Source organism: Sphingomonas sp. NPDC079357 (genome assembly GCF_044901155.1).
Lineage (GTDB): Bacteria > Pseudomonadota > Alphaproteobacteria > Sphingomonadales > Sphingomonadaceae > Sphingomonas.
In genome coordinates, this window is record NZ_JBJDOM010000002.1 from 54,626 (window position 1) to 66,859 (window position 12,234).

Below are 12,234 nucleotides of genomic sequence, written 5' to 3' on the forward strand. Positions count from 1 at the left end.
AACGGTTCACCTACGATCATCCCCGCGGCAAGGTAATTGTTGCCACCAGCCCGCCGCCCTCGCGCGCACCCAGCACGATCCGCCCGCCGGCTTCCTCGATGATTGCCCGCGCCAGCGCGAGGCCCAGCCCGATCCCGCCGGTATGCCGGTTGCGCGAGCTTTCCAGTCGGAAGAACGGATCGAACACCTGATCCAGCCGCTCGGGCGGGATCCCCGGCCCACGATCCGCGACCATGATCGACGCCATCCGCGCATCCGACGCCAGCGACACTTCCGCCGCGCCCGCATATTTCACCGCATTCTCAATCAGGTTGCGCACCGCACGCCGGATCAGTGACGGGCGCAGCCGCATCCGCAATCGATCCGCCTCCTCGAACGTCACCGCCTCGCCCAGATCGCGGAAGTCCTCGACCACCGCATCGACCAGTGCGGCGAGATCGACCTCGGTTTCCGGCTCGCTCGGGCGCCCCAGCCGCGCCAGCGACAGGATGTCGTCGAGCGTGCGATTCATCTCTGCGATCGTGTCCGCCATTCGCAAGCGGTCCTGATCGTCCTCGACCGATTCGATCCGCACGCGCAGCGCGGCCAGCGGGGTGCGCAGGTCGTGCCCGATCGCGCCGAGCATCCGATCTTTTTCATCGAGCATCGCGGTGACGCGCAGCCGCAACGCGTTGAACGCCGCGATCACCGCGCGCACGTCGGGCGGGCCACTCTCTTCGAGCGGCTCGGGCTTCGCTGTCGGCGAATAGCCGCGCGCCGCCGCCGCCAGCTCGCGAAGCGGACGCGAGATACGCCGCGCCACCCACAGCACCGGCACCAGCACAACGACATACAGAATCAGCGTCTGCCCGAGCAGCCGCCAGAACAGCCGCAGGTCCTCACGCGGCAACCCGCCCGCCAGTGCCATCCAGCGCCCGTCCGTCCGCCTGACCGCGATGACGATCGAGTCGCGCGGACCGTCCTCCTGCGCCGCCCGCGCCGCCATCCGCCGCTCGAAACGGCTGAGCGGCACGCGATATTGCCATGGCTTGGCAATCGCGACGTCGACCGCCGCGACGCGCACGCCCATGTCGGCAAGCTGGCTCGTCAATTCGCGCGCCACCGCCGGCTGCGCGACCATCGCGCGCGTGATCGGGTTCTGCGGCACCAGCCGCACGCGGCCACGATCGGCGACCACCGGGCGTCCGCCGGCTTCCTGATCGAGCGCATCGGCGATCCGGTAGGCGGCGGGGCGTGTGATCTGCGCCATCCGCACCGCACCGCGTTCGCGGAGCAGCAGCGCGAGGTTGATCGCCTGCGCCATGAAAAGCGCCAGCGCGACCAGCAACGCCATCTGCCCCGCCAGACTGCGCGGCCATGGCATCCGCAGCTTCACAGCCGCGTCACGTCTGTCGACAGCGCATAGCCGCCGCCCCACACCGTCTTGATGATCTCCGGGTTCTTGGGATCAGGTTCGATCTTGCGGCGCAGCCGGCTGACCTGATTGTCGATCGCGCGGTCGAAGGCGGCTGCCTCGCGCCCCTGTGTGAGATCCAGCAACTGATCGCGCGTCAGCACCTGTCGCGGACGCTGCACCAGTGCGAGCAGGAGGTTGTACTCGCCGGTCGACAGCGGCACCGATACGCCCTCGCGATCGATCAGCGCGCGCTCGCCGGTTTTCAGCACCCAGCCGGCGAAGGCATAGGAGCCGCTCTCCGGCGCATGATGCCGTACGCCGCCGCCGCCGGCGGTACGCCGCAGCACGGTCTTGATCCGCGCCGCCAGCTCGCGCGGGGAAAAGGGCTTCACGACATAATCGTCCGCCCCCATCTCCAGCCCGACGATGCGATCGGTTTCCTCGCTCTTCGCGGTCAGCAGGATCACCGGCGTTTCGCCGGTCGCGCGGACGTGGCGGCACAGCGACAGCCCGTCCTCGCCCGGCATCATGATGTCGAGCACGATCAGATCGATCGCATAGGCCGCCAGCCGCGTGCGCGCCGCTTCCGCGTCCCCCGCCTGGGTGACGCGAAAGCCCTGCTTGGTCAGATAGCTGGCCAACGGCTCGCGGATCGACCGCTCGTCGTCGACCAGCAGGAGGTGCGGCATCTCGCCCATGGTCACGGCACCTGACACAATCGTCGCCATGCGGAAAGGGCTTAGCCGGCGGGTGCAGCAGGGCCGGCGGGCGGCATCTGCCCATCGTGCGGTCGATCATGGCCGATCCGGCGCGACCGCATCAGCATCATCATCGCGTCGCGCTCCTTGGCGTCGATCTGACCGTCGCGGTTCGTGTCGATCCGGTCGAAGCGCTTGAGCGCATGGTCGCGGAACGCGGCCTGCGTCTGATCGACATCGCGACGGCCATTGTTGCCGCGCTCGCGCGGGGGCGGCCCGCGGCGTTGCTCGCGCCACGCGCGCCGTTCGTCGCGGGTCAGCTTGCCGTCATGATTGGTGTCCATCGCGATAAACCGCCGGTCCGCGTCGGCTGCGGCTTCCTCGCGTGTGACCACGCCGTTGCCATCGCCATCGCCATCGGGCGCCTGCGTCGGCGCGGACTGCGGGGTCTGCGCCTGAACGCCGGCGGCACCCAGCCCGCCCAGCATCGCGGCGCCCAGCGCGGCAGCGGTGATCCACGTCTTCATCGTCTTTCCCCTTCGTGCCCAACGAGCGCCCGGCGCCCCGACGTCCATCTTGTGCGGCCGGGGCGTCGCGCGAAAATGTCGGGCAACGGGTGAAACTGTCGCGACTTGTATCAACGCCGGGCGCACCAGGTTACTTTGGCGGCGCGACCGCCTTCCCGCGCTCGTAGGCGCGCGCCACCGCCGGACGCGCTGCGACTGCCGCATGCCAGCGCGCGACATTGGGGAAGCTGGCGATATCCTGTCCCTGCGCGTCAGGGAGGATCCACGGATGACACGCCATGTCGGCGACGGTGAAGTCCTCGCCAGTCACGAACGTCCGCCCTTCGAGCTGGCGGTCGAGCACGCCGTACAGCCGCGTCGTCTCCTTGACGTAGCGATCGATCGCATAGGGCACCTTCTCAGGGGCGAAGCGCGTGAAATGATGGTTCTGCCCCAGCATCGGGCCAAGCCCGCCCATCTGCCACATCAACCATTGCAGCACGTCGACATGCGCGCGCGGATCGCGTCCGCCGAACTGCCTGGTCTTGTGCGCCAGATACAGCAGGATCGCGCCACTCTCGAACACGCTGATCGGTGCGCCGCCATCGCTGGGGTCGTTGTCGACGATCGCCGGCATCCGGTTGTTGGGCGAGATTTTCAGGAAGTCGGGCCGGAATTGTTCGCCCGTGCCGATGTTGACGGGGTGGATCCGATATTCGAGGCCGGCTTCCTCAAGGAAGATGAGAACCTTGTGTCCGTTCGGGGTCGGCCAGTAATGAAGGTCGATCATCGTCTTTCGCTCCTCTACGATCGGCAGGTGTCTGGCACATCGCGCTGATGTTTCGGTCCGTTCCCTAAAAAGCCGGTGAAACGATGCTGAAAAGCGACACATGCTTGCAGCGCCGCAACAAAAGATTATGAAGCCGCATTAAGAAGTTGCTGGGGGGCGACGTGACGGGGAAAGACAGTGGGCCGGCGATGGTCGATGTGCGCTATGTTCCTCCCGGGGAACGGCTGAGGCGTTATGTCACCGGCTATCATCGTTTTGCCGCACCGGTCAGCCCGACGCGTGAGCTGCGCGACGCTTTCTTCCCGAGCGTGGCGACGATCCGCGTGTCGCTGCACAACAGCCCGTCCTGGTCGCTGAGGATCGGCAGCCGCCTGATCGATCCGATGCCGCCGGTCGCGCTGACGGGGCCGACCAGCTACGCGGGCTATCTTACCTGTCATGGGGGCGAACTGGTCGGCGTCGGGCTGCTCCCGCTCGGCTGGGCGCAGATCTTCGGCGGCGACGTCTCGCGCTACGCCAATCGCGTGATCGCACTCGACGAGATCGATGCCGGCGCGACGATGCTGCGCGAGGCGCTGGAGGGTGATCAGCCGTTCGCCGCCGTGTTCGAGGCGTGGCTGGAGGCGCGGCTCGATCGCCGCCCGCCTGCCGACCCGCGCATCGAGATCCTGTGCGAATTGCTGCGTGATCCCGCCACGACGCGGATCGAGACAGTCGCCGAGGCGCTCGACATGTCGCCGCGCGCGCTGGCGGCGATGACGCGCTTCAACTTCGGTTTCACGCCCAAGCTGTTGCTCCGCCGCACCCGGTTCCTGCGCGCGGTGACCACGGTGCTGACCGAGCCCGAAGCGGGGCCGGCGGCGCTGGAGGCGGCAGGCTATTGGGACCGGTCGCACTTCCTGCGCGACAGCCATCTGTTCCTCGGCTGCTCGGTGCGTGAATTCACCCGCCGGCGCGGTCCGCACAATCAGGTCGCGATCATGGCGCGGGTGCAGGCGCTCGGCACGCCGGTTTGAGGACGATAGCGGTCCACCACCACCGTTCGTCCTGAGCTTGCCGAAGAGCCTGTTCCGGGGCGTGCTTCGACAGGCTCAGCCCGGACGTGGTATGCGCCGCGAGGCTGTCACTCCGCCAGTGCGCGGTCGTCGAACATTCCGAACATCAGCGTCGAGGCATAGAAATGGATCGCGCGGTCGCGCTCCATGCTCCACGCCCATTTGCGCATGTCGAACGCGGCGTTGAGCATCCCCATCAGCGCCTGCGACGCGATCAGGCTGTCGGCCGGTCGCACCGTGCCCTCGGCGATCCCGTCCATGATCGTTCCCGCGAAGCGCCGCGCGATCCGTGTCGAGCGGTCGATCATCTGCTGCCGCTCGCCCGCGGGCAGCCCGCTCAGTGCAGTGGTGCGCAGCAGCGATTCGCGCTGCGAGAATTGCACCGCAACCAGCGTCGCGACCGTGTCGCACAGCCGCTGCCAGTATGTGCCCCCGCGTTCGTCGGCGAGCCGCTGCGTCGCCGCGATCGTGTCGAAGCTGCGGCGATAACAGGCGACGACCAGATCGTCCTTGGCATCAAGATGGTGGTAGAAGCTGCCCTTGGTGACGTTCAGCTCCGACGCGATCCGCTGCACTGACGCACCACGATAGCCGAGTTCGTTGATGAGCCGTGTCGCGGCCAGCAGGAACGCCTCGCGTCCCGGCACCGGATCGTCGTGCGGCAAGGCTACCGGGGCTGGCGTCCAGCCGGCACCATCCACCGCCAGCCCGTCGCGCAGCAAGGCGATCAGCCGCGCCGCCGCGCGCGGATACTGATCGATCTCATAACGCGGCAGCCACAACGGCAGCCAGAAGATGTTCTCCAGCAGCACATGCGCACGTGCGCCGGCCAGATCGGTCGCCGTACGCGAAAGTCCGCTGCCCCAAAGCGCGCGCGTCCGCCGGAACACCTCGCGCCAACGGTTCATCAACGTCGCGCGCATCGGCTCGTCCATTGCGCGCAGGTCCGACAGCACCGCCAGTGCGCGTTCCTCGCCGCGCTCGATCCGCATCAGCCGCTCGACGTTGAGCGTCACCATCCGCGCGACCCGCTCTTGCGGGGTCGGCTCGCGCGCGGCCTCGTCGAGCATCGCCATCAGGCTGTCGAGCGTCTGCTCGAAGGCGGCGGCGGCCAAATCCTCCTTGCGCTTGAAGTAATAGGTTACGCTGGTCGTGTTCAGCCCGACGCGGCGCGCGACATCGGCGAAGGTCATGCCTTTCGCGCTCTGTTCGTTGATCGCGTCAGCGGCGGCAGCGAGGATCGCCTGACGTTTCTCGCGAAAGCGCCGCGTGCTGCCGGTGTCTTCGGTACGGATGTCCCCCATGACGTAGCGTTAGCATGGCTCGTTTCGAAGATGCAGTCCTTTTTCACCTAGAGCGCGGATCACGTGATCGGCGACTTTACCGAACATCGGGTATGGCTTACACCGCGTCGCCGACAGTCATGGAGAGGAAGCGCGGTGGATTTCACCCTGAGCGAGCGCGAGACGCATTTCCGCGATCGGGTACGCGATTTCATCGCCCGCGAGATCGCGCCGCGCCGCGCCGAGCATGACCACCAGCATCACGACGGCGATCGGTGGAAGGTGCTCCCCGTCATTGAGGATATGAAGGCGTGCGCGAAGGCTGCCGGGCTGTGGAATTTCTTCATGCCGCCCCATTCGGGTCAGACCCATGTCGACGATACGTTCGCGTTCGAGGGCACGCAGCTCTCGAACCTCGAATACGCACTATGTGCCGAGGAAATGGGGCGGATCGACTGGGCGAGCGAGTGTTTCAATTGCTCGGCCCCCGACACCGGCAATATGGAGGTGCTGCATCGTTACGGCACGCTGGCGCAGAAGGAAGCGTGGCTGCGTCCGCTGATGAACGGCGAGATCCGCTCGGTCTTCCTGATGACCGAACCCGCCGTCGCCTCCTCCGACGCAACGAACATCGAGACGCGCATCGACCGTGACGGCGATCATTATGTCATCAACGGCCGGAAATGGTGGTCGTCCGGGATTGGCGACCCACGCTGTCGGGTCGGCATCCTGATGGGCAAGACCGACACCGGCGCGGCGCGGCACAAGCAGCAGAGCATGGTGCTGGTTCCGCTCGACACGCCGGGCGTGCGGATCGAACGCATGCTGTCGGTCTATGGCTACGATCACGCCCCGCACGGCCATGGCGAGGTCAGCTTCACCGACGTGCGCGTGCCGGTCGAGAACATCCTGCTCGGCGAGGGCAGGGGGTTCGAGATCGCGCAGGGGCGGCTCGGGCCGGGGCGCATCCACCATTGCATGCGCACGATCGGTGTCGCGGAGGCGGCGATTGAGGCGATGGCGCGCCGGCTCGTCACCCGCACCGCGTTCGGCAAGCGCATCGCCGACCATAGCGTCTGGGAGGAGCGGATCGCGCGCGCGCGGATCGACATCGAGATGACGCGGCTGCTCTGCCTCAAGGCTGCCGACATGATGGACAAGGCCGGCAACAAGGCCGCGCAACAGGAAATCGCGATGATCAAGGTGCAGGCGCCCAACATGGCGCTGCGCATCCTCGACGATGCGGTTCAGGCGCATGGCGGCGCGGGTGTGTCGGGCGACTTTGACCTCGCGCACGCCTGGGCGTCGATGCGGACGCTGCGCTTCGCCGACGGTCCCGACGAGGTGCATGCGCGCGCGATCGCGCGGCACGAGTTCGGCAAATACGCATGAGCGACCTCGACACCGCGCGGCTCGGCGCGTGGCTGGCCGCGCATGTCCCCGGTGCCGGGGCGATTACCAGGGAGCAACGGCTTGAGGGGGGGCAATCCAACCCTACCTATCGCCTCGACACCGAGAACGGCAGCTATGTGCTGCGCCGCAAGCCGGTCGGCGCGCTGCTGCCGTCCGCGCATCAGGTTGACCGCGAATATCGCGTGATCGCCGCGCTTCACCCGACCGGCTTTCCGGTGCCGCGTCCCTATGGGCTGTGCATGGATGACGATGTGATCGGCTCGGCCTTCTACGTGATGGCGATGGTCGAGGGGCGGACGATCTGGGACGGCACGATGCCCGATCTCGCCCCCGATCAGCGCCGCGCGCATTACGAGGCCATGATCGACACGCTCGCCGATCTCCACAACACCGATCACGTCGCGATCGGGCTGGAGGATTACGGGCGACCCGGCAATTATTTCGAGCGGCAGGTCGCGCGCTGGACGAAGCAATATCGCGGCGCGGAGACCGAGCCGATGCCGGCGATGGAACGGCTGATCGACTTCCTGCCGCGCACCGTGCCGGCGCAGGAGCGGACCAGCATCGTTCACGGCGATTACCGCGTCGACAATCTCCGCTTTGCGCCCGGCACCGAGCCGCGCGTCGCGGCGGTGCTCGACTGGGAATTGTCGACGCTCGGCGATCCGGTTGCGGACCTCACCTATTTCCTGATGAGCTGGGTCACCGAGCCGGAGGGCCGATCGGGCGTGCTCGGCCGCACCGGCCCCGTCACCGGAATTCCCGAAATGACGGAGATGCTGGAACGCTATTGCGCGCGCACGCAGCGCAGCGCGCCGATCGCGCTCGACTGGTACTTCGCGTTCAACCTCTTCCGCCTCGCCGGCATCGTGCAGGGCATCAAGAAGCGCATCGTCACCGGCACCGCCGCCAACCCGCGCGCGCACGAGACGGCGGCACGGATGGGCGGGCTGGTCGATGCCGCCTGGCATTTCGCGCAAAGGGCGGGGGCGTGATGCGCTTCGCGGGCAAGTCGGTCGTCGTCACCGGCGCGGGCTCGGGGATCGGTCGCGCGGCGGCATTGCTGTTCGCCGCCGAGGGCGGGCAGGTGGTCGTCGCCGACCTGACCGACCGGGCGGAGGAGACGGCGCAAGCGATCACCGCCGCCGGCGGCGTGGCGGCGGCGATCCGCATGGATGCGGGCAATGAAGGTGACGTTGCACGCACCGTCGCGCTCTCGGTCGATCGCTTCGGCGGCCTCGACGTGATGTTCGCCAACGCCGGCATCTCGGGCGGAATGGCGAACATCTTCGACACCGATATCGCGCTGTTCGCCGAGGTGCTGCGCGTCAATCTGATCGGCCCGTGGCTGGCGGTAAAGCACGCTGCACCGCAAATCGCCGCACGCGGCGGCGGCGCGATCGTGCTGACCGCCAGCGTCGCCGGGCTGCGCTCGGGAGCGGGCTCGCCGGCTTATTCGGCGTCCAAGGCCGGTGTCATCAACCTTGCGACGACCGCCGCGCAGCAATTGTCCGGCTCGGGCGTCCGCGTGAACGCGCTCTGCCCGGGGTTGACAGAAACCGGCATGACGCAGCCGACCTTCGATTACGCCCGCGACGCCGGAAAGATCGACCGCCTCGGCCGCCTCAACCCGCTGCGTCGCGGCGCGAAAGCGGAGGAGCTGGCGCGCGTGGCGCTGTTCCTCGCCAGCGATGACGCCAGCTACGTCAACGGTCAGGCGCTCGCCGCGGACGGTGGCCTGTCGTCGAGCCACCCGGTGACGCGACAGGATTACGGCAAGACCGCCGTCTAGCGGAACGCTGTTCGCTAACCTGTGTTGACCCTCCATCCACAGGAGAGTTGCCCGATGCCCGCCCCCGTCCGCTACACCCCCGACATCGAGCAGCGTCAGCCCGACGAGGCGTCAACGATCGCCCAGCTCAATGAACAATTCGACATCGTCCTCGACACCACCGCCGAGGATTACGGCCACGCCGTTCGCGCGGTCCATGCCAAGGCGCACGCGATCCTCGAAGGCACGCTGACGATCGACGCCGACCTGCCGCCCGAGCTGGCGCAGGGCCTGTTCGCCACACCCGGCGAGCACAAGGTGCTGATGCGTTTCTCCACCAACCCCGGGGACATCCTCGACGACGCGATCTCGTTGCCCCGCGGGCTCGCGATCAAGGTCTTCGACGTCGATGGCGAGCGGTTGCCGGGTGCCGAGGGGCGATCGCAGGACTTCGTCATGGTCAACGCCCCCGTCTTCATGGCGAAGACGGCGGAGAAGTTCCTCGGCAACCTCAAGCTGCTGGCGCGCACCACCGACAAGGCGGAAGGCGGCAAGAAGGCGCTGTCCGCCGTGCTGCGCGGCGTCAGCAGCGCGCTGGGTGCCGTCGGCATCGAGAGCGCGACGATCAAGTCGCTCGGCGGCGCACCCAACGTCGATCCGGTCGGCGAGACCTATTACAGCGCCACGCCGTTCCGCTACGGCGACCACATCGCCAAGTTCAGCCTCGCGCCCGTCGCGCCGGGCCTGAAGGAGCGCACCGGCGCGATCATCGACACCGCCGACGACCGCGACGCGATCCGCCACACCGTCCGCGCCGAGCTACGCTCGATCGCGGGCGAATGGGAGTTCCGCGTCCAGCTCGCCCGCGATCTGACGCGCCAGCCGGTCGAGGACGCCACCGTCGAATGGGACGAAGCCGAAGCCCCGTTCGTCCGCGTCGCCACGCTCCGTACCGCCGCACAGGATAGCTGGGACGACACGCGCGTCGAGCAGGTCGACGAACAGACGCGCTTCAGTATCTGGACCGGCCTTGCCGCGCACCAGCCGCTTGGCAACATCAACCGCGCGCGCCGCGACACCTACCGCCACTCCGCCGACTACCGCCAGCGCGTCAACCGCTGCCCGATCCACGAACCGGGCTGAAGTCAGCGTTGCTCGCGCATCCGCACCAGCCCCTCCTGCGCGACGCTCGCCACCAGCCGCCCGTCGGCGGTGAAGATCCGGCCGCGGTTCATGCCGCGGCCGTGCCCCGCCCACGGGCTGTCCATCGTGTACAGCAGCCAGTCGTCGGTCCGCGCCGGCTCATGTAGCCACAAGGCGTGGTCGAGGCTGGCGGTCTGCATCCCCGGCGTGATCCACGTCACGCCGTGCGGCAACATGCACGTCCCCAGCAGCATCATGTCGCTGGCGTAGGCGAGCACCGCCCGGTGCATCGCCGGATCGTCGCCGACCGGCGCCACCGCGCGAAACCAGTAATGATGCACCGGCGGGGCAGGGGTCGGCTCGGTCCAGTGCCTCGGGGTCACCGGGCGATATTCGATCGCGCGCGGTCGCAGCAACTGTTCGCGAAGCTGCGGCGGGATCCTGTCCGCCACCGCCGCGCGCAACGTCTGTTCGTCCTGCAACGCCTCCGGTGGCGGCACGTCGGGCATCGCGTCCTGATGCGACAACCCCTCTTCAGGGCGCTGGAACGAGGCGGCCATGTTGAGGATCGGCGTGCCCTTCTGCATCGCGATCACGCGCCGCGTCGCGAAGCTGCGCCCCTCGAAATCGCGCACCACGCGGTAAATGATCGGATGCTCCTCCGACCCCGCGCGCATGAAATAGGCGTGGAGCGAATGCGCAACCTTGTCGGTCTCGCCCGCCGAGCGCTGCGCCGCCTGCAACGCTTGCGCGATCACCTGACCGCCGAACACGCGCCCGACCCCGCCGGTCGAGCGCCGTCCGCGATACAGATCGGTGTCGATCTCCTCGACGTCGAGCAGATCGACCAGATCGGCCACCAACGCGGCGGGGGAGGGCGCGTCGCTCAATAGCCGCGCCCGCGCGCCACGCGATCAGCGTGGAAGTTCGTGTCGCCGAACATTTCGGCGAGCACCCGCGCGCGCTTCATGAAGAAGCCGATGTCATATTCGTCGGTCATCCCGATTCCGCCGTGCATCTGAACGCCTTCCTGCACCGACAGCGTCGTGGCAAGCCCCGTCATCGCCTTGGCGACCGACACCGCCTGATCCGCCGCCGTATCGCTGGCGTCGAGCAGTTGCTGCGCCTTGAGCACTGCGGCGCGCGCCACTTCCAGCTCGGCATAGAGATGCGCGGCGCGATGCTGGAGCGCCTGGAAGCTGCCGATCAGCGTGCCGAACTGCTTGCGCTGCTTCAGATACCCGACCGTCATGTCCATCGCGCCACCGCCGACGCCGAGCAGCTCCGCCGACGCTCCGGTCCGCCCGGCGCGCAACAGCCGGTCGAGCGGCGCGCGCCCGGCGTCGACTTCACCGATCACCGCATCCGCGTCGACCGCCACGCCCTCGAACGTCAGCCGCGCGGCGATGCTGCTGTCGGCGAGCCGCTCTGGGGTCGCGGTGAGCCCGGCGGCGTCGGGGGGCACCGCGAACAAGGTCACGCCCTCGGCCTCCTCGTCGCTCCCGGCGGTGCGCGCCGCGACGATCAGCAGGTCGGCGACATGGCCATGCGTCACGAACTGCTTGGCACCGCTCAGCCGGAAGCCGTTACCGGCCCGCTCCGCGCGCATCGCGATCCGGTCGCGGTGCTTCGGTCCTTCGTCGACCGCCAGTGCCGCGACCGTGTCGCCAGACAGGATGGCGGGAAACCAGCGCGCCGCCTGCGCGGTGCCGTCAAGCGCCGCGACCGCCGCGACTGCGGTGGACAGGAACGGCGAGGGCGACAGGTTGCGCCCGATTTCCTCCAGAACGACCCCGGCCTCGACATGCCCGAGCCCCAGCCCGCCCGCATCCTCGCCGATCAGGATGCCGGTGAACCCCATCTCCGCGAACTGCTTCCACAGCGCGCGATCGAAGCCGGTCGCGTCGTCGCTGTCGCGCAGCCGGCGCAGATGCGCGACGGGCGCATTCTCGCTCACGAAATCGCGCGCGGTGTCACGCAGCATCGTCTGTTCGTCATTCAGGAAAAGCGGCATCGCATCCCTCCGTTCAGGCCCATGTGGCAGGGCTCTATCCTCTGTATTCACGTCATCCCGGGCTTGACCCGAGATACCGCTTCTTCCTTCTTCACTGCGGCTGAAAAGAAGCGGGGCCCCGGATCAAGTCCGGGGCGACGAACAAGGGTTGGCGCGCTCTCGCTA

At 68.0% G+C, this 12,234-nt stretch carries 12 protein-coding genes; 5 read left to right on the forward strand and 7 right to left on the reverse strand.

Features of this window, described 5'->3' with window-relative positions; genetic code table 11:
- Positions 1–16: 16 nt before the first annotated feature.
- From ACI2JO_RS09270 to ACI2JO_RS09285, 4 genes are all read right to left on the reverse strand, one after another.
- Positions 17–1,333, reverse strand: coding sequence for a sensor histidine kinase (locus ACI2JO_RS09270; protein WP_404720856.1), 1,317 nt, complete (start codon positions 1,331–1,333; stop codon positions 17–19).
- Positions 1,334–1,371: 38 nt separating this feature from the next.
- Entirely contained in the window at positions 1,372–2,094 is a 723-nt protein-coding gene (locus ACI2JO_RS09275) for a response regulator (RefSeq protein ID WP_333917260.1), read from the reverse strand.
- A gap of 41 nt (positions 2,095–2,135) precedes the next feature.
- Positions 2,136–2,621, reverse strand: a complete 486-nt coding sequence (locus tag ACI2JO_RS09280; RefSeq protein WP_404720422.1) for a ca2+ sensor protein — start codon at positions 2,619–2,621, stop codon at positions 2,136–2,138.
- 130 nt (positions 2,622–2,751) lie between these two features.
- Positions 2,752–3,390, reverse strand: a complete 639-nt coding sequence (locus tag ACI2JO_RS09285) for a glutathione S-transferase N-terminal domain-containing protein (RefSeq protein WP_404720423.1) — start codon at positions 3,388–3,390, stop codon at positions 2,752–2,754.
- A gap of 161 nt (positions 3,391–3,551) precedes the next feature.
- Between ACI2JO_RS09285 and ACI2JO_RS09290 the strand changes: the two genes are divergently transcribed.
- The gene (locus ACI2JO_RS09290; RefSeq protein ID WP_404720424.1) at positions 3,552–4,406 is read left to right on the forward strand and encodes a helix-turn-helix domain-containing protein; all 855 of its coding nucleotides are present in this window, start codon (positions 3,552–3,554) and stop codon (positions 4,404–4,406) included.
- Between the two features lie 107 nt (positions 4,407–4,513).
- Here the strand turns inward: ACI2JO_RS09290 and ACI2JO_RS09295 are convergent, their stop codons facing one another.
- Complete coding sequence (locus ACI2JO_RS09295) at positions 4,514–5,749, reverse strand: TetR family transcriptional regulator (RefSeq protein WP_404720425.1); 1,236 nt, start codon at positions 5,747–5,749, stop codon at positions 4,514–4,516.
- Positions 5,750–5,884: 135 nt separating this feature from the next.
- On the opposite strand from ACI2JO_RS09295, the gene ACI2JO_RS09300 reads away from it, so the two are divergent.
- Genes ACI2JO_RS09300 through ACI2JO_RS09315 form a run of 4 tightly spaced genes read left to right on the forward strand, consistent with a single transcriptional unit; the run spans position 5,885 to position 10,055 of the window.
- Positions 5,885–7,120 (forward strand): acyl-CoA dehydrogenase family protein, encoded by a 1,236-nt coding sequence (locus ACI2JO_RS09300; RefSeq protein ID WP_404720426.1) that lies wholly within the window; start codon positions 5,885–5,887, stop codon positions 7,118–7,120.
- Positions 7,117–8,136: a phosphotransferase family protein gene (locus ACI2JO_RS09305; RefSeq protein WP_404720427.1), complete on the forward strand. Its 1,020-nt coding sequence runs from the start codon at positions 7,117–7,119 to the stop codon at positions 8,134–8,136. Before ACI2JO_RS09300 ends, ACI2JO_RS09305 begins: the two co-directional genes overlap by 4 nt.
- Positions 8,133–8,933 carry an SDR family NAD(P)-dependent oxidoreductase gene (locus ACI2JO_RS09310; RefSeq protein ID WP_404720428.1) on the forward strand — a complete coding sequence of 267 codons (801 nt, stop codon included), beginning with the start codon at positions 8,133–8,135 and terminating at the stop codon, positions 8,931–8,933. Before ACI2JO_RS09305 ends, ACI2JO_RS09310 begins: the two co-directional genes overlap by 4 nt.
- A gap of 54 nt (positions 8,934–8,987) precedes the next feature.
- Entirely contained in the window at positions 8,988–10,055 is a 1,068-nt protein-coding gene (locus tag ACI2JO_RS09315; RefSeq protein ID WP_404720429.1) for a catalase family protein, read from the forward strand.
- 2 nt (positions 10,056–10,057) lie between these two features.
- Here ACI2JO_RS09315 and ACI2JO_RS09320 read toward each other — a convergent pair whose 3' ends face one another.
- Positions 10,058–10,945, reverse strand: a complete 888-nt coding sequence (locus ACI2JO_RS09320) for an acyl-CoA thioesterase (RefSeq protein WP_404720430.1) — start codon at positions 10,943–10,945, stop codon at positions 10,058–10,060.
- On the reverse strand, positions 10,942–12,069 hold the full coding sequence (locus tag ACI2JO_RS09325) for an acyl-CoA dehydrogenase family protein (RefSeq protein WP_404720431.1): 1,128 nt from the start codon (positions 12,067–12,069) through the stop codon (positions 10,942–10,944). Before ACI2JO_RS09325 ends, ACI2JO_RS09320 begins: the two co-directional genes overlap by 4 nt.
- Positions 12,070–12,234 lie beyond the last annotated feature (165 nt).

What these genes read in the sequence shown, in the direction of transcription:
- ACI2JO_RS09270 (WP_404720856.1), bottom strand. Translation starts at nt 1,333, where the DNA reads ATGGCGTTGCTGGTCGCGCTGGCGCTTTTCATGGCGCAGGCGATCAAC.
- ACI2JO_RS09275 (WP_333917260.1), bottom strand. Translation starts at nt 2,094, where the DNA reads ATGGGCGAGATGCCGCACCTCCTGCTGGTCGACGACGAGCGGTCGATC.
- ACI2JO_RS09280 (WP_404720422.1), bottom strand. Translation starts at nt 2,621, where the DNA reads ATGAAGACGTGGATCACCGCTGCCGCGCTGGGCGCCGCGATGCTGGGC.
- ACI2JO_RS09285 (WP_404720423.1), bottom strand. Translation starts at nt 3,390, where the DNA reads ATGATCGACCTTCATTACTGGCCGACCCCGAACGGACACAAGGTTCTC.
- ACI2JO_RS09295 (WP_404720425.1), bottom strand. Translation starts at nt 5,749, where the DNA reads ATGGGGGACATCCGTACCGAAGACACCGGCAGCACGCGGCGCTTTCGC.
- ACI2JO_RS09305 (WP_404720427.1), top strand. Translation starts at nt 7,117, where the DNA reads ATGAGCGACCTCGACACCGCGCGGCTCGGCGCGTGGCTGGCCGCGCAT.
- ACI2JO_RS09315 (WP_404720429.1), top strand. Translation starts at nt 8,988, where the DNA reads ATGCCCGCCCCCGTCCGCTACACCCCCGACATCGAGCAGCGTCAGCCC.
- ACI2JO_RS09325 (WP_404720431.1), bottom strand. Translation starts at nt 12,069, where the DNA reads ATGCCGCTTTTCCTGAATGACGAACAGACGATGCTGCGTGACACCGCG.